The sequence below is a fragment of the Streptomyces sp. NBC_01410 genome (assembly GCF_045040195.1).
Lineage (GTDB): Bacteria > Actinomycetota > Actinomycetes > Streptomycetales > Streptomycetaceae > Streptomyces.
The window spans coordinates 2,005,831-2,022,218 of sequence record NZ_CP109530.1; the positions used below are offsets into that span (position 1 = coordinate 2,005,831).

A 16,388-nucleotide genomic window follows, 5' to 3' on the forward strand; every position below is an offset into this window, starting at 1 on the left:
CGGGGTACCAGGGTATCAGCGCCGACGGGAGACTGCTTCCGGCCACGCGTCGCCACTTGCGTACGCCGCTCACCAGGACTCACCCTTGGCTCACTCGTTCGGCTGAGTTGTGTTGCCGAGACGGGCGCGCAGATCATTACTGTGCGTCGTATCCTGCTCGGACACTCGCTCGCCGAGCGATGCAGAGGGGCGCGCGAAGCGCATCGAGCAGGGTGGTGGAGGGCGACGGGTGGGACGTCACATGACACCATCCTCCGTCGACCGGAACACCGCGTTCGTCGACGACCCTTGACAGCAGTAAGCGCCCCGCGGGGCGGACGTGGCCGTTCGACTGGAGATGCACGTGGCCGGGCGCATCGAGGATTACGCACTTATCGGAGACATGCAGACCGCAGCACTGGTCTGCAGGGACGGAACAGCGGACTGGCTGTGCCTACCCCGCTTCGACTCGCATGCCATTTTCGCGGGCCTCCTCGGTACCGAGGAGCACGGCTTCTGGCGGCTCGGTCCCGCGCACTCCGCGGAGGCGGGGCCTCCGGCCGCCGACCGGCGTCGCTACCGCGGCGACTCGCTGATCCTCGAATCGGAGTGGGACACGCCACGCGGCACGGTCCGTGTGACGGACTTCATGCCGCCGCGTGACGGCGCGCCCCAGCTCATCCGGATCGTGGAGGGCGTGAGCGGGCGCGTGCCGATGCGCTCGGCACTGCGCATGCGCTTCAGTTACGGGCGTGTGGTGCCCTGGGTCCACAAGGTCGACGGGCGCACGGTCGCCGTCGCCGGACCGGACTCGGTCTGGCTGGACACCTCCACGGAGACGTACGGCAAGAACCTCACGACGTACTCCGACTTCACCGTCGCCCCCGGCGAGCGGATCGCGTTCACGATCAGCTGGCAGCCCTCGCACCACCAGCCGCCGGCGCTGCCGGACCCGGAGGGTTCGCTGGAGGCGACCGAGGACTTCTGGCGGGAGTGGGTCGAGCACTGCACGTACCACGGGCCCTACCGCGAGGCCGTGGTCCGCTCGCTGATCACGCTGAAGGCGCTGACCTACGCGCCCACGGGCGGGATCGTGGCCGCGCCGACGACCTCGCTGCCTGAGGAGATCGGCGGCGTACGCAACTGGGACTACCGCTACACCTGGCTGCGCGACGCCGCGATCACCCTCTCCTCGCTGCTGCGCACCGGCTACCGCGAGGAGGCCCGTGCCTGGCGCGAGTGGCTGCTGCGCTCGGTGGCGGGCGACCCGGAGAACCTGCAGATCATGTACGGGATCGCGGGCGAACGGGAGCTGGGCGAGGCCGAGTTGGACTGGCTGCCCGGCTATGAGAACTCCGCTCCGGTACGTGTCGGCAACGGCGCGGCGCACCAGCTCCAGCTGGATGTGTACGGCGAGGTCACCGAGGCGCTGCATCTGGCGCACATGACCGGCCTGGCGCGCAACGACTACGCCTCGCTGCTCCAGCTCAAGCTGATCCGCTACCTGGAGAAGCACTGGGACCAGCCGGACGAGGGCATCTGGGAGGTGCGCGGGCCGCGCAGGCACTTCGTGCACTCGAAGGTCATGGCGTGGGTCGCGGTCGACCGGACGATCAAGCTCATCGAGTCCGGCGACGCCGACGGTCCCATCGAGCGGTGGCGCGAGCTGCGTGACGACATCCACCGCGATGTCTGCGAGAAGGGGTACGACCAGGAGCGCAACACGTTCACGCAGTCGTACGGCTCCAAGGAGCTGGACGCCTCCCTGCTGCTGATTCCGCAGATGGGCTTTCTGCCGCCCGACGACAAGCGCGTCATCGGCACGATCGAGGCGATCCAGCGGGAGCTGGGCACGGAGGACGGTTTCGTCCTGCGCTACCCGACCGCGGGCGAGGACGCCGGCGTGGACGGTCTGGAGGGCGACGAGGGCGCGTTCCTGGCCTGCTCGTTCTGGCTCGCGGACGACCTGGCGATGATCGGCCGGGTGGACGAGGCGCGGCGGCTCTTCGAGAAGCTGCTCTCGCTCCGCAACGACCTGGGGCTGCTTGCCGAGGAGTGGGACGCGAAGCTGCAGCGGCAGGTGGGTAACTTCCCGCAGGCGTTCAGCCATGTCCCCCTGATCGACACGGCGCTGCGGCTGACGGCATCGGGCGCGTACGGAGGATAGAGCGCGAGGAGCGCGGCACGAGCGCGGCACGAGCGCGGCACGAGCGCGGCACGACGAAGAGCGCGGCAGGACCAGGAGCGCGGCAGGACGGCTCGACCGATCATGTCTTCCTTGTCAGGACTACGATGAAAATGTCCTGTCGCGCCCTCGGAAGGGGGCCACTATGGCGCCCCAAGACATCACGGAGGCCGCGCTGGCCGGTCTCCGCAGGGAACTGACCGGCGATGCGTACACCCCCGGTGATGCGGGGTACGACGACGCTCGCACCATCTTCAACGGCATGATCGACCGGCGTCCCGCCGTCATCGCCCAGTGCGAGACGGGACCGGATGTCGCCAGGGCGGTCCGCTTCGGCCGCGACAACGATCTGGAGATCGCCGTCCGCGGCGGTGGCCACAGTGTCGCGGGCATGGCGGTGACCGACGGCGGAATCGTCGTCGACCTGCGTCGCATCCACACCGTGGTCGTCGATCCCCAGTCCAGGGCCGCACGGATCGGCGGCGGCGCCACCATGAGCCATCTCGACCGGGCGACCCAGCCCCACGCTCTGGCGACCACCGGCGGGCGGGCGTCCACCACGGGCGTCGGCGGCTTCACACTGGGCGGCGGATCGGGCTGGCTGGAGCGCAAGTGGGGCCTTGCCTGCGACAATCTCATCGCCGTGGAGCTGGTGACCGCCGACGGCGACACCGTTCACGCCAGTGCGGACGAGAACCAGGAGCTGTTCTGGGCGCTGCACGGCGGTGGCGGCAACTTCGGCGTGGCCACGGCCATCACCCTGCAACTGCATGCGCTCCCGGCGATGTCGATGGTCATGCTGCTGTTCCGGCCCGAGGCCGGACCCGAAGTCGTGCGTGCCTACCGTGACTTCATCGAGTCCGCGCCGGACGAGGTCGGCGGCGCCTGTCTCTACATCACCGGGCCGCCCGAGCCGTTCGTTCCCGAGCACATGGTCGGCAAGCTCGTGCTCGCCGTGCTGGTGACCTACGCGGGCTGGGAGGAAGAGGCCCGTGATGTGAGCGAGCCGATGCTGGGTCTCGGCCACGAGGCGGAAGTCATCGCCGAACTGCCCTACGCGGAGCTGCAGTGCATGCTCGACGACCCGCCGCTGATGCGTAACTACTGGTCCGCGGAGTTCATGGCGGGTTTCCCGGACGAGGCCGTCGACGCCTACTGCTCCCGCGCGGCCGACATGCCCGTACCCACCGGCACACAGCACGTCCTGTTCCCCATGGGCGGCGCGGTGGCCAGGGGCCCGGCCGACTATCCGGTGCCCTGGCGCGAGGCGCCGTGGGCCGTGCATCCCTTCGGGGTCTGGGAGAGCCCCGACGACGACGAGCGCGCCAAGCAGTGGGTGCGGGACGTACGTGCGGATGTGGAGCCCTGGTCGCTGAGCGCGACGTATCTGAACTTCATCGGGCGCGAGGGACAGGAGCGGGTGGTCGCCGCCTACGGCGAGGACAACTACAAGCGCCTGGCCGCGGTCAAGGCGGAGTACGACCCCGAGAACGTGTTCCGGCTCAACCACAACATCAAACCAGCGTCCCCGAACGGGGCATGACGATTGCCCGCGGGGCCCTGGTGATGTGCGCGGACGCACCGGCCCGGTAGCGTCCGCGTCTCCGGTTCCGGCCCGAGTGAAAGCGCGAGGCGACAGTCAGTGGAGACCCAAGGTGGCATCACGGTGCAGCAGGCGCTGGAACTGCCCGGACTGCGCGCCGGACTTCCGGAGGTCGTCGCCGGCGCGGACCGGCTGCAGCGGACGGTGCGCTGGGTGCACGCCGGTGAGGCGCCCAACATCGCCTCCCTGCTCAAGGGCGGCGAGCTCCTGCTCACCACGGGCATGGGGCTCGGCACCCGGCCCGCCGAACAGCGGGCCTCCGTACGCCGGCTCGCGGACCGCGGCATCGCGGCGCTCGTGGTGGAGCTGGGGCCGCGCTTCAGCCGGCTGCCCTCGGTGATCGTGGAGACCGCGCGGGCGGTCGGCCTGCCGCTCGTGCAGCTGCACCGGGAGGTCCCCTTCGTCTCGGTGACCGAGGAGGTCCACACCGAGATCGTCAACGGGCACTACGCCCTGCTGCGGCAGGCCGAGGAAGTGCACCGGCGCTGTACGGAGGTGCTGCTCGAAGGGGGCGGGGTGCCCCAAGTGCTGCGTATCCTCGCCGACTTCACCGCGAACCCCGTCTTCCTGGAGACAGCGGACGGACAGCTTCTGTACGCGGCCGCATCCGATTCGGGACGGGCCGGGGCCGATCCGCTCCAGGTCTGGGACAGGCTGCGGAGCCAGCGTGCGGCACGGGAGTCGCCGCCGGCCGGGACGGTCCTGGTGGACGTCCCCGGCGGCGGTCAGGGCGCCGCGTCGGTACGCGCCCGCCTCGTCCTGCTGGCCGTCGGCTCCCCGCTGCTGACGGTGCACCGGATGGCGGCGGAGCGGGCGGCCGGGCTGCTGGCGGTCGTCCTGATGCAGGCCCGCCAGGAGGAGGAGCTGGCGGCGCGCGGCCGCGGCGACTTCCTGACGGATCTGGCGGAGGGCCGCATCACGGCGGAGGACGCGCCGGCCCAGGCGAGGGTCCTTGGCTTCAAGCCGGGCGAGGGACCGCTGCTGCCGGTCGTCATGCGCCTTGCCGCGGAGCTCTCGCCGTCCGGGAACTGGGCGTTGCTCGCCCGCGCGGTGCTGGAGGAGCTGTCGGCGGTCGGCGTACCGGTGCTGCTGGGCGTACGCCCCGTCGAGGGCCGGGTTCCGCTCCTGCTGGGCCTGCGCTCCGAGTCGGAACGCACGGCCGTCGCCGACCGGGTCGCCGCGGCGCTGCGGGCGGGCGTCGAACGGGCCGGATTGGAGCGCGCGGGCGCGCACCCGCCGGTCGTGGTCGTCGGCATGGCGGGCGGCTGGGCGGCGGCGTCGGCGGGCCTGCGCCACGCCTCGGAAACGGCGACGGCGGCGCAGGGCCTCTCGGACCGCCCGTGGTACGACGCGCGCCGCCTGGACATCGACCTCCTGCTCTGGCGCCTGCGGGACCACCCGGACCTGTCGGCCTTCGTGGAGCGCGCGATCGGCCCCCTGCGCGACCACGACGCGTCCTCGCGCCCGCCGCTGCTCCCGACGCTGCAGACGTACTTGGCCCACGCGGGCCGCAAGGCGGAAACGGCCCGCGAACTCCACCTGAACCGCCAGACGCTGTACAACCGCCTGGCCCGCATCTCGGAACTGCTGGGCACGGACCTGGACGACCCGCAGACGGTCCTGGCCTTGAGCCTGGCACTGAGAGCGAGGCGACACGCGGGGTGAGGCGCGGTGGGTGCGGGCCTTGGGGGCGGGGTGCCCGGTGCCGCGGGGCGACCGCTTGGGGCCCGCTCCGGGGTGCAGCCGGGACTGCATGATTTACGGCGCGTCTCAGCCGTACCGCGAGGCACAGGCGTCCCCGCGCCACATATCACGCTCTACGTCCCGACTCCACCCGCTCCGCGGCCCCCTTGCCGGGTGGCTGCAATTGGTCGCCCAGCGCCGCGGTGTGGATGGGCCGCGAGCCGTCAGCTCGCGCCAGGAGGCGGTCAGCCCGCGCCGCGAAGCGGGCGCACTTGGGGGTGTGGGGGCGGAGCCCACACGTTGCCCTTCCCGCTTTGGGGGCTGGGGCCCGCGCCGCGAAGCGGGCGCTTCGGGGGCGTGGGGGGCGTCAGCCCCCCACACCCCCTCCCCCAGGGGTCCGGGGGTCTGCGCCGCGGAGCCGGCGCATCGGGGTGTGGGGGCGCCAGCCCCCACACAAACCCAGGGGTCCGGGGCGGAGCCCCGGTTCGGGAAGGGGCGGGGTGGGGGAAAATCAACGCCCCGCCACCACCTCGTCGTACACGCTCAGAACCTGCCCGATCGTCTCGTCCTCCGTCGGCCACGTCCCCGCCTGCACCCGCCCCGCCGCCGCCAGTTCCGCCCGCCGCCCCTCGTCCGCCAGCAGTCGTGCCACCGCGTCGGCCAGCGCGGCCGCGTCCCCGTACGGGACCAGTTCCGCCGCGTCGCCCACGAGTTCCGGGATGCCGCCGACCGCCGTCGCGACCAGGGGGACGCCCAGGCGCAGGGCCTCCTGGGCGAGCAGGGAGCGGGCCTCCCAGCGGCTCGGGAGGAGGGCGACGTCCGCCGCCGGGAGGAGGTCGCCGATGTCGTCCCTGCGGCCCACCAGCCGTACCGGAAGACCCTCCGTCTCGATGCGGCGCTGGAGCGAACCCCGCTCCCGCCCCTCCCCCGCGATCACCACCAGCGGCATCGGGTCGAGGCCGCGCCACAGCCGTGCCGCGTCCAGCAGCGTCCCGTACCCCCGGTGCGCCACGAGGCTGCCCACGGCCATCAGCAACGGCCGGTCCACCGCGCCCAGTTCGGCCCGCGACTTGTCCTCGGCGCGGCCCGGACGCCCCCGCGGTGCCGGCGCCGCGACCGGCGCGAGGCGGGCGTCGCGCGCGCCCCGCCGGCGGGCCCGGTCGACCAGTTCGGAGCAGGTGCCGAACACAACCGCCGCCGCCCGCGCGGCCCTTCGCTCCAGCAACCGCAGCACCTGACCGCGCGCGCCCTCGGCGTGCGAGCGGGTGTGCCAGGTGACGACGAGCGGCACGTGCTGCCCGCTGAGCGCCAGCGTGGCGCGTACGGCGGCGTGCAGCCCGTGCGCGTGCACGACGTCCGCCTTCGCGCAGACCGCGCGCAAGGCTCCGATCGCCGCCGGATCGCTCCGCCGCGGTACGGCGGCGAAGTGCGCCCCGGCGCCGGGGAAGTCGTAGAGGTGCTTCAGTTCGGCGGGGGCGCACACCGTCACCCGCACGCCCCGCGCCACCAGCCCCGCGGCCAGCGACCTGACATGCGCGCTGCTGGCCGCACTGCCGCCGCCCAGCACCTGGACCGTACGCAGCTGTGTCACGCGCCAAGGATGCCAGCCCGCACGCACGTTCCGGCACTGTCGGGGTGTCGTTGACGAGTCCCGGCCGGGCGGCGCGGGACGCGGTGTCACTCACATGGGTGATCCCGCGAGCCTGCTGACCTCGTCCCCGTACACGGCCGCAGCGATCAGGCCCGCCGCGTGAACGGCAAGCCCGGCACGGCCGTTGCCCGCGACGATCGCCGTGCCGAGTGCCGCGCCCAGGGCGTGCGCCCCGCTGTCGCCGAGCATGGTCCGCTCGCCCAGGTCCTCGGTGACGATCGCGGCGGCGGCGCCCATGGGCGCCGCGGCGAGCGCACCGGCGGTGCCCCGGCGCAGCAGGCCGGGCGCGCCGATCCCGAGCACGGCGACGGCGGCCCGTCCCGGCGCGACGTCCACGAGGTTGACCAGGTGCGCGGTGCCTGCGATCACGATCCCGGCGAGGAGCTTGTCGACGGGCCGCTCCTTGAGCAGCGCCCCCGCCGCGAGCCCCGCGGCCCCGATCCCGAAGAGCTTCACGGCCCCGCTGGTCACCTCGCCCTGCCCGAGCGCGCTCAGGTGCGCCCTGAACCCGCGCCGGTGGTCCCCCTTCAGATCGTCGTACGCCCCGCACGCCCCCGCCGCGACCACCGCGACGGCGGCAGGGCCCGAAGTCGCCAGCGCGGCCCCGACCGCGGTGGCGGGCCCGGCGTAGAGGTCGACCGTGCGGCCGGCGTAGTTCTTGCGCTGCCACTGCGCGGGGTCACCGGGCGCCCGTCTGCGCAGCACCTCGTACACGGACCGGGTCGCCCCGAAGGCGGTGGCGAAGGCGGCCGCGCGCCTCATCGGCCGTCCGCCCGCGCCGTGGCGAGCAGTTCCTCGGCGTGCGCCCGAGCCGTCTGGGAATCCTCCTGGCCCGCCAGCATCCGCGACAGCTCGCGCACTCTGTCCTCCCCTTCGAGGACCGTGACGCCTGACCGGGTCACCGACCCGTCGTTGGTCTTCTCGACCAGCAGCTGCCGGTCGGCGAACGCCGCCACCTGCGGCAGATGTGTCACGACCACCACCTGCGCCGTCTTCGCGAGCTTCGCCAGACGGCGCCCGATCTCGACCGCCGCCTTTCCGCCCACACCCGCGTCGACCTCGTCGAAGAGATACGTCGGCACGGGGTCGGTCCCGGCGAAGACGACCTCGACGGCGAGCATCACGCGCGAGAGCTCACCGCCCGAAGCCCCCTTGGCGATCGGTCGCGGCGGCGCGCCCGGGTGCGGCGCCAGCAGCAGTTCGACCTCGTCGACGCCGGAGGGGCCGTACGCCACGGTGCGGCCGCCGACCTCGACACCCTCCGGGTCCTCGCTCTGGCGGATCTCGAACGACACGCGCGCGTGCGGCATCGCGAGCGAGGCCAGCTCCTCGGTGACCGCTTCGGCGAACCGCGCCGCCGCCTCCGTACGTGCGTCCGTCAACGCCTGTGCCAGGCCCGAAAGTTCGCTGCGCAGCGCGTCCCGCTCGGCCGCCAGCTCCCCGATCCGGTCGTCGTCGCCCTCCAGCTCGGTGAGGCGCTCGGCGCTCTGCTCGGACCACGCGAGTACGGCGGCAATGCCTTCACCGTGCCCGCCGTACTTGCGCGTCAGCGCGGTCAGCGCCGCCCGCCGTTCCTCCACCGCGGCGAGGCGCAGCGGATCGGCGTCCAGATTGTCCGCGTACCCGGCGAGCTCTCCGGCCACGTCGCCGAGCAGGATGGAGATCTCGCCTATCCGGTCGGCGAGCGCGGCGAGCGCCGGGTCGTGGGAGCGCACGGCGTCCAGCGCCCGTCCCGCGCCCGCGACGAGCGTCGTGGCGTCCACGCCCTCCGGGTCCTCGGGATTGCCCGCCAGCGCGGCGTGGGCGACGGACGCGGCGGAGGCGAGAGCCTCGGCGTGCCCGAGCCGTTCGGCCTCGGCGGCGAGTTCGACGTCCTCGCCCGCGCGCGGTTCGACGCCCTCGATCTCGCCGAGACCGAAGCGCAGCAGATCGGCTTCCTGTGCCCGCTCACGCGCGCGCGTGGTCAGCTCGTCCAGCTCTACGGAGGCGGCCCGCAGCCGCCGGTACGCGGCCGCGTACTTGGCATGCGGCCCGGTGACCGCGTCGCCCGCGTACCGGTCGAGTGCCTCCCGCTGCCGCGCGGGCCGAAGCAGCCCCTGCTGGTCGGTCTGGCCGTGTACGGCCACGAGCTCGTCGGCCAGCTCGGACAGCATGCCCACCGGCACGGACCGCCCGCCGATGTGGGCGCGCGATCGCCCCTCCGCCGAGACGGTTCTGCTGATCAGCAGGGTGCCGTCGTCGAGTTCCGCCCCGGCCTCTTCGGCCCGCAGCGCGGCCGGGGCACCGGGGGACACGCTGATCCGCCCCTCCACCACCGCCGACTTGGCGCCGATCCGCACCAGCGCGGGGTCGGCGCGCCCGCCGAGCAGCAGCCCCAGGCTGGTGACGACCATGGTCTTGCCCGCGCCCGTCTCGCCCGTCACCGCGGTGAAACCGGGCGACAGCTCGACGACAGCGTCGTCGATGACCCCGAGCGACCGTATCCGCATCTCCTCCAACACGGACACGACCTTACGAGGTCCGGGGCCCGCCGTGCGACGGACCCCGGGTCCTGATTCACTCTCCCGGGCCGAGACCACGTGAAACGCCGGGGGTCCGGGGGTTGCCCCCCGGAAAGACACAGCACTCGACCGGGAAGAACCGCGTGCCCCGCCCATGCGTGAGGTCTAGTGCGGCTTGCCGCGCCACCCCGACACCGGCAGCGCGAACTTCGCCACGAGCCGGTCCGTGAACGACGCGTGATGCAGCCGCGCCAGCCGCACCGGAACGGCACCCCGGCGCACCTCCACCCGTGCCGCGGGCGGCAGTTCGATGGTTCTTCGCCCGTCGCACCACAGCACCCCGTGCGGAGTGTTCCGCTGCACCTCGACCGCGAGCACCGACGTCGGAGACGTCACCAGCGGCTTGGCGAACAGCGCGTGCGCGCTGATCGGCACCATCAGCAGCGCCTCCACCTCCGGCCAGACGACCGGCCCGCCCGCCGAGAAGGCGTACGCCGTCGAGCCGGTCGGTGTCGCGCAGACGATGCCGTCGCAGCCGAAGCCGGTCACCGGCCGCCCGTCGATCTCCAGGACGACCTCCAGCATCCGGTCGGGCGAGACCTTCTGCACGGCCGCCTCGTTCAGCGCCCAGTCCCGGTGCACGACATCGCCGTTGGTGTGCACGACGACATCGATGGTCATGCGCTCCTCGACCTCGTACGCGCGCGTGACGACCCGGTCGACGACCTTGTCGAGGTCGTCGCGCTCGGCCTCCGCGAGAAAGCCGACCCGCCCCAGGTTGACGCCGAGCATCGGCACCCCGGACGCCCGGGCGAACTCGGCGCCGCGCAGCAGCGTTCCGTCCCCGCCGAGGACGATCAGCAGCTCACAGCCGTCGAGCACTTCCGGGGTCGCCTCGTTCACCGTCTCGACGGACGGCGGCAGCGGCAGATCGGCCGCCTCCGCCGCCAGTACGCGTACGCCGAGACCGCTGCGCAGCAGCCCCTGTACGACGAGTTCCGCGCTGCGGATCGCCGCCGGGCGCCCGGTGTGCGCGAGCAGGAAAACGGTGCGCGCTGGTGTCGCTGCTGATGTGGTTGTCAACGAGGTCCCTCCGCCACTGCACGGTCGACATCCGCCGGATCGAGCTGGGGCGCTCCGGCCCGGAGCCACAGAAAGTACTCGACGTTTCCGGACGGTCCCGGCAGCGGACTGGCCGTGACGCCCTGCACGCCGAGACCGAGCTCGGCGGCCTTGCGCGCCACGGCCTTGACCGTGTCCGCGCGCAGCTCGGGGCTGCGGACGACCCCGCCGCTGCCGAGGCGGTCCTTGCCCACCTCGAACTGCGGCTTGACCATCAGCACCAGGTCCGCGTCGGGCGCGGCACAGCGCGCGAGCGCGGGCAGCACAAGACCGAGCGGAATGAACGACAGATCGCCCACCACAAGGTCCACCGGCACTCCGTCGATCGACTCCAATGTCAATTCACGCACGTTGGTACGGTCTTTGACACTCACGCGTTCATCACTCTGAAGAGACCACGCGAGTTGCCCGTAGCCGACGTCGACCGCCACGACGTGTCCGGCTCCCGATCGCAGCAGTACGTCCGTGAAGCCGCCCGTCGACGCACCCGCGTCCAGCGCCCGCCGTCCCTCGATCTTGAGCCCGAGCGGCATGAACGCGGCGAGCGCGCCCGCGAGCTTGTGGCCGCCGCGCGAGACGTAGTCGGGGTCGCTGTCGTCGGAGGAGACGACGATGGCCGCGCTGGTTTCGACCTGGGTGGCGGGCTTCGTCGCGGTGTTGCCGCCGACGGTCACCCGGCCCGCGGCGATCAGCTGGCTCGCGTGCTCGCGCGAGCGCGCGAGGTTGCGGCGTACCAGCTCGGCGTCGAGACGGCGGCGGGCCACTCCTGCCACGTTCGGTTCAGCTCCTGTGGTTGTACGAAGGCGAGGGCGAGGGCCCCGCGGGTGCGGGCGCCGGGCGTGCGTCGAGCGCGGTCAGCGCGTCCCGCAGCCCCCGGTGTACATCCTCGTACACCTCGAGATGTCCGTCCGCAGGGAGGTGGTCGGCGTCGGCCAGCCGCTCCAGCTGGGCGTCCACGCCCGCGTTGCCGGTGGGCACGCGCTGGACGCCCAGGGGCGCCGGCGCGGCGGGCTCGTACGGCTGGGGCGCAGCAGGTTCGTACGCCTGGGGCACGGCGGGCTCGTACGCCTGAGGGGCAGTGGATTCCGGGTGGATCCCCTGCTCGTCGATCTGCGGTCCCGGCAGCGAGTCGCTCATGCCCAGACGCTACCGCGAAGCCCTGCGGTACGGTCGATCACGATGGCGACGACGGAAGAGTGCCGCAGCGCACTCGACAAACTCTCGGACAACCTGGCACGGGCGGACGGCGATGTGCGGGGCGCGGCCGCGCTCGACCGTTCCCTCAGCTGCCACATCAAGGACCTGGACATCACCTTCACCGGCCGTCTCGACGACGGCCGGATCGAGGTGACGGACACCGTCCAGGGGCCGCCGGTCGAGAAGGCGCAGATCCGCCTCGCGATGAGCGGCGACGACCTGGTGGCGATGGTGAACGGCGAGCTGAACTTCGCGAAGGCCTGGGCCTCGGGCCGGGTCAGGCTCGAGGCGGGCTTCCGCGATCTGCTGCGTCTGAGGACGCTGCTGTAGCCAGTACGAGGGCGGCCGCTACGTCACGGTGGTGGCGCGCCTGCGTGCCGCCGGCACCACGAGCGGCGTTCCAGACTCCGGATCGTCGATGACCTGGCTCCTCACCCCGAAGACGCGTTCCACCAGCTCGGCGGTGACCACATCGGCGGGCGCGCCCTCGGCGACGACCGTCCCCTCGCGCAGGGCGATGAGGTGCGTCGCGTAGCGGGCGGCCTGATTGAGGTCGTGGAGTACGGCGACGAGTGTGCGCCCCTGCGTCTCGTGCAGCTCGGCGCACAGGTCGAGCACCTCCAGCTGATGCTGGATGTCGAGGAAGGTCGTGGGCTCGTCGAGCAGGAGCAGCGGCGTCTGCTGGGCGAGCGCCATCGCGATCCATACGCGCTGGCGCTGGCCGCCGGACAATTCGTCGACATAGCGCTCTGCCAGTTCGCCGACTCCGGTCGCGGCCATCGACTCCTCGACAATCTGCTCGTCCTGCGGTGACCACTGGCGCAGCAGCCCCTGATGCGGATAGCGGCCGCGCGCGACCAGGTCGGCGACGGTGATCCCGTCCGGCGCGATCGACGACTGAGGCAGCAGGCCGAGCGTCCTGGCGACCTTCTTGGCGGGCAGGGAGTGGATGGAGTGCCCGTCGAGCAGGACGCGGCCGTGGGACGGCTTGAGCATCCGGGACAGGGCGCGCAGCAGTGTCGACTTTCCGCAGGCGTTCGGGCCGACGATCACGGTGAAGGAGTTGTCGGGGATCTCCACCGAGAGGTTCGCGGCGATGACGCGCTGGTCGTAGCCGAGGGTGACCGATTCCGCGGTGAGGCGCTGCATGGGGGGCGTACTCCTGGATTCGTGGTTCACGGGGTTCATATGCGGCCCGCCTTGCGTTCGGTGACCAGCAGCCAGAGCAGATAGCAGCCGCCGAGCACCCCGGTGACCACGCCGACCGGCAGCTGCCGGTCGCCGAAGCCGGTGGTGGCGGCCCAGTCGGCGATCAGCAGCAGCGCGGCGCCCATCACGGAGGCGGCGGCCAGGTTCGGCCCCGGCAAGCGGGTCAGCCGGCGGGCGAGCTGCGGGGCGCTCAGGGCCACGAACGCGATCGGCCCGGCGGCCGCCGTCGCGACCGCGATGAGCAGGACGCCCGAGCCCATGAGCACCAGGCGGGTGCGCTCGACGGGCACTCCCAGGGCGTACGCGGCGTCGTCGCCCATCTCCAGCATCCGCAGGGGCCGTCCGTGCACGAGGATCAGCGGGACGAGTGCGGCGAACACGCCGAGCAGCGGCCAGACCTGCGCCCAGTCGCGGCCGTCGAGCGAGCCGGTCATCCACAGCGTGGCCTGGGTGGCCTCGACCAGGCTGGCCTTGGTGACCAGATAGTGGTTGGCCGCGGTGAGCATGGCGGCGATGCCGATGCCGACGAGGACGAGGCGGTAGCCGTGCACACCGCGCTTCCACGCCAGAACGTAGACCCCGACGCCGGTCACCAGTCCGCCGACGACCGCGCCGCCCGCCACCGCGAGCGCTCCGCCGTCGAAAAGGACGATCACGCCGAGCGCGCCGACGGTGGCGCCCTGCCCGAAGCCGATCACATCCGGACTGCCCAGCGGGTTGCGGGAGATGGACTGGAAGATCGCGCCGCTGAGGGCCAGCGAGGCGCCGGCGAGCAGCCCGACCAGCACACGCGGCAGCCGCAGGTCCTGGACGATGAACTCCTGGGCCTGGGTGCCGTTCCCGAGCAGCGTGGCGACGACCTCGCCGGGCGAGATGGGGAAGTCGCCGCTGCCGATGAGTACGACCCCGGCTGCCACCGTGACCGCGGCCAGCAGCAGAGACACGACAAGCGACCGCGGATCGACCCGCAGGGAGAGCCCGCCGGGGGTGCGTATGGCTTTCACGGCCTTCACAGCTGGGCCATCCTCTTGCGGCGGACAAGGTGAATGAAGACGGGCCCGCCGATCAGCGCGGTGACGACGCCGACCTGCAGCTCGGAGGGGCGGGTGACGACCCGGCCGATGACATCGGCGCCCAGCAGCAGGACCGGCGACAGGATCGTGGCGTACGGCAGGATCCACCGCATGTCGGGCCCCGTGAGGGAGCGCACGAGATGCGGGATCATCAGCCCGATGAAGACGATCGGCCCGCAGGCGGCGGTCGCGGCCCCGCACAGCAGGGTGACGGTGAGCATCGCCAGTGCGCGCGTACGGTTCAGATGGGCGCCGAGCGCGCGGGCGGTGTCGTCGCCCATCTCCATCGCGTTGAGCGGCCGTGCGAGCAGCAGCGCGAGCACCACGCCGATGCCGATGAAGGGCGCGATCTTGCGGATGGTCTCCATGTCGGCCGATGCGAGCGAGCCGACCGTCCAGAACCGGAGCCGTTCGAGCGCGGCCGAGTCCAGCAGCTGTACGGCGTTGATGTAGCCGTAGAGCGCGGCGGTGGCGGCGGTCCCGGCGAGGGCGAGTCGTACCGGAGTCGCGCCGCGGCTGCCGCCGAGGACGTAGACGAGTACGGAGACGACGGCAGCGCCGATGAACGCGAACCAGACATATCCGGTGAGCGATGTGACGCCGAGGAAGCTGACGGCGGAGACGACCGCGGCCGACGCCCCCGCGTTCACGCCCAGCAGGCCGGGTTCCGCCAGCGGGTTGCGTGTCAGGGCCTGCATCACCGCACCCGAGAGCCCAAGGGCGGCGCCGACGATCAGTCCGAGCAGGGTCCGCGGCACCCGGACATCGTGGATGATCACGTCGTTGCCGACGCCCGCGTTGTGGAACAGCCCGTGCCACACCTCGGAGAGCGGAATCGACTTGGCACCGACGGCGATGCTCGCGACGCAGACCAGCAGCAGGACGCCGAGAGACACGAGCAACCCGGCGGCGCGCAGGGCATGGCGCTTACGGGGCTCGGTCGCGGATATCGGCTCCGCGCTCTGTTTGGGGGGACTGTCGACCAACACGAGGTTAGGTTAGCCTACCCTCTCATCGCGACAGGCGCGGAGCCGCAGACAGCTCAACCCCCGGGCGGGCACCCCCGATTCACGCGCCGGCGGTGCTACAGGCCCAGCCGGGACAGCGCCTTGTCCGCGTCCAGCGTGGACACCCGGTCCCCTGCCTGCGTCCAGGCCGCCGCACACAGCGCCCTCAGCCCGTCCAGCGGCTCACCCTCGCCGGCGAGCGCGAGCGCATCGTCCCGCACGGACGCGGTCCACCCTCCGCACACGAACCCACCGTCCGTCTCTGCCACTTCGGGCTGCCCGGTCAGCATCCCGCGCAGATCGGCGTCCACATACGTCGGCCGGTGCTCGGGCGGCGCGGCCAGCAGCTGCGCACCGTCGGTCACTCCGGTCAGTACGAGCAGGGAATCGACGCCTCCGTTGAACGCGCCCTCGATGTCCGTGTCCAGCCGGTCGCCCACGACCAGCGGCCTGCGCGCGCCCGTCCGCAGGATCGTCTCCTTGTGCATCGGCGGCAGCGGCTTCCCCGCCACCTGCGGCTCCGCGCCCGTCGCTATCCGTACGACCTCCACGGCCGCGCCGTTTCCGGGCGCGATGCCCCGGGCACTGGGAATCGTCAGATCCGTGTTGGACGCGAACCACGGCACACCCCGCGCGATCGCGTAGCACGCCTCCGCGAAGCGCCCCCACGTCAGATCCGGCCCGCCGTACCCCTGCACCACAGCCGCCGGATCGTCGTCGGCGGACTCCACCGGCTCAAGACCCCGCTCGCGCAGCGCGACCCGCAGCCCTTCCCCGCCGATCACCAGCACCCGGGACCCGGCCGGCACCTGCTCGGAGATCAACCGGGCGACCGCCTGCGCGGAGTTGATGACATCCGCCGCATCGGTCGGGACACCGAGCTCGGTGATGTGCTCGGCCACGGCCTCGGGCGGGCGCAGCGCGTTGTTCGTCACATACGCGAGGTGCATCCCGCCTTCGCGCGCCGTCAGCAGGGAGTCCACTGCGTGGGCGATCGCCTCACCGCCCGCGTAGACCACCCCGTCCAGGTCCAGCAGCGCAGTGTCGTACGCCTCGCTCAGCGCCGTCCCGCTCCCGCTCGGCCGGGTCCTGTGCTGCTGACTCATTCGCATACGCTCCTCGTTCCGGGCCACTCCCCCGATCATCGCTCATCCCCGGAGCCCACATACGATGCACAA

The 16,388-nt window shown here is 72.3% G+C and carries 14 protein-coding genes; 4 read left to right on the forward strand and 10 right to left on the reverse strand.

Annotated features, from left to right (window positions below):
- Positions 1-343: 343 nt before the first annotated feature.
- The 3 genes from OG741_RS09275 to OG741_RS09285 all read left to right on the forward strand — a co-directional run bounded on the left by OG741_RS09275 (position 344) and on the right by OG741_RS09285 (position 5,432).
- Positions 344-2,146, forward strand: coding sequence for a glycoside hydrolase family 15 protein (locus OG741_RS09275; RefSeq protein WP_266479028.1), 1,803 nt, complete (start codon positions 344-346; stop codon positions 2,144-2,146).
- 163 nt (positions 2,147-2,309) lie between these two features.
- Positions 2,310-3,707, forward strand: a complete 1,398-nt coding sequence (locus OG741_RS09280; RefSeq protein ID WP_405596322.1) for an FAD-binding oxidoreductase — start codon at positions 2,310-2,312, stop codon at positions 3,705-3,707.
- A 99-nt stretch (positions 3,708-3,806) separates the two neighbouring features.
- Positions 3,807-5,432, forward strand: coding sequence for a PucR family transcriptional regulator (locus OG741_RS09285; protein ID WP_405596323.1), 1,626 nt, complete (start codon positions 3,807-3,809; stop codon positions 5,430-5,432).
- A 529-nt stretch (positions 5,433-5,961) separates the two neighbouring features.
- On the opposite strand, the gene OG741_RS09290 is transcribed toward OG741_RS09285, so the two are convergent.
- From OG741_RS09290 to OG741_RS09315, 6 genes are all read right to left on the reverse strand, one after another.
- Positions 5,962-7,041, reverse strand: coding sequence for a glycosyltransferase family 4 protein (locus OG741_RS09290; RefSeq protein ID WP_405596324.1), 1,080 nt, complete (start codon positions 7,039-7,041; stop codon positions 5,962-5,964).
- Between the two features lie 90 nt (positions 7,042-7,131).
- On the reverse strand, positions 7,132-7,863 hold the full coding sequence (locus OG741_RS09295; protein WP_405596325.1) for a hypothetical protein: 732 nt from the start codon (positions 7,861-7,863) through the stop codon (positions 7,132-7,134).
- Positions 7,860-9,590 carry a DNA repair protein RecN gene (recN, locus tag OG741_RS09300; protein WP_405605478.1) on the reverse strand — a complete coding sequence of 577 codons (1,731 nt, stop codon included), beginning with the start codon at positions 9,588-9,590 and terminating at the stop codon, positions 7,860-7,862. Before recN ends, OG741_RS09295 begins: the two co-directional genes overlap by 4 nt.
- 177 nt (positions 9,591-9,767) lie before the next feature.
- A complete protein-coding gene (locus tag OG741_RS09305) occupies positions 9,768-10,685 on the reverse strand; it encodes an NAD kinase (RefSeq protein ID WP_266477930.1) in 918 nt (305 codons plus the stop codon).
- On the reverse strand, positions 10,682-11,497 hold the full coding sequence (locus tag OG741_RS09310; RefSeq protein WP_405596326.1) for a TlyA family RNA methyltransferase: 816 nt from the start codon (positions 11,495-11,497) through the stop codon (positions 10,682-10,684). The genes OG741_RS09305 and OG741_RS09310 overlap by 4 nt, the downstream gene beginning before the upstream one ends.
- Before the next feature lie 7 nt (positions 11,498-11,504).
- On the reverse strand, positions 11,505-11,861 hold the full coding sequence (locus OG741_RS09315) for a hypothetical protein (RefSeq protein WP_405596327.1): 357 nt from the start codon (positions 11,859-11,861) through the stop codon (positions 11,505-11,507).
- A gap of 42 nt (positions 11,862-11,903) precedes the next feature.
- On the opposite strand from OG741_RS09315, the gene OG741_RS09320 reads away from it, so the two are divergent.
- Entirely contained in the window at positions 11,904-12,251 is a 348-nt protein-coding gene (locus tag OG741_RS09320) for an SCP2 sterol-binding domain-containing protein (protein WP_405596328.1), read from the forward strand.
- An 18-nt stretch (positions 12,252-12,269) separates the two neighbouring features.
- Here the strand turns inward: OG741_RS09320 and OG741_RS09325 are convergent, their stop codons facing one another.
- The 4 genes from OG741_RS09325 to OG741_RS09340 all read right to left on the reverse strand — a co-directional run bounded on the left by OG741_RS09325 (position 12,270) and on the right by OG741_RS09340 (position 16,316).
- Positions 12,270-13,070 (reverse strand): ABC transporter ATP-binding protein, encoded by an 801-nt coding sequence (locus OG741_RS09325; RefSeq protein ID WP_405596329.1) that lies wholly within the window; start codon positions 13,068-13,070, stop codon positions 12,270-12,272.
- Between the two features lie 35 nt (positions 13,071-13,105).
- Entirely contained in the window at positions 13,106-14,143 is a 1,038-nt protein-coding gene (locus OG741_RS09330) for a FecCD family ABC transporter permease (RefSeq protein ID WP_405596330.1), read from the reverse strand.
- Complete coding sequence (locus tag OG741_RS09335) at positions 14,140-15,120, reverse strand: FecCD family ABC transporter permease (RefSeq protein WP_405605480.1); 981 nt, start codon at positions 15,118-15,120, stop codon at positions 14,140-14,142. The genes OG741_RS09330 and OG741_RS09335 overlap by 4 nt, the downstream gene beginning before the upstream one ends.
- A gap of 167 nt (positions 15,121-15,287) precedes the next feature.
- Complete coding sequence (locus OG741_RS09340; RefSeq protein WP_405596331.1) at positions 15,288-16,316, reverse strand: HAD-IIA family hydrolase; 1,029 nt, start codon at positions 16,314-16,316, stop codon at positions 15,288-15,290.
- Between the last annotated feature and the right edge of the window lie 72 nt (positions 16,317-16,388).

Excerpts from the sequence above, each read along its gene's own strand:
- OG741_RS09280 (WP_405596322.1), top strand. The coding sequence starts at position 2,310 with ATGGCGCCCCAAGACATCACGGAGGCCGCGCTGGCCGGTCTCCGCAGG.
- OG741_RS09295 (WP_405596325.1), bottom strand. The coding sequence starts at position 7,863 with ATGAGGCGCGCGGCCGCCTTCGCCACCGCCTTCGGGGCGACCCGGTCC.
- recN (WP_405605478.1), bottom strand. The coding sequence starts at position 9,590 with ATGCGGATACGGTCGCTCGGGGTCATCGACGACGCTGTCGTCGAGCTG.
- OG741_RS09315 (WP_405596327.1), bottom strand. The coding sequence starts at position 11,861 with ATGAGCGACTCGCTGCCGGGACCGCAGATCGACGAGCAGGGGATCCAC.
- OG741_RS09320 (WP_405596328.1), top strand. The coding sequence starts at position 11,904 with ATGGCGACGACGGAAGAGTGCCGCAGCGCACTCGACAAACTCTCGGAC.
- OG741_RS09325 (WP_405596329.1), bottom strand. The coding sequence starts at position 13,070 with ATGCAGCGCCTCACCGCGGAATCGGTCACCCTCGGCTACGACCAGCGC.
- OG741_RS09340 (WP_405596331.1), bottom strand. The coding sequence starts at position 16,316 with ATGAGTCAGCAGCACAGGACCCGGCCGAGCGGGAGCGGGACGGCGCTG.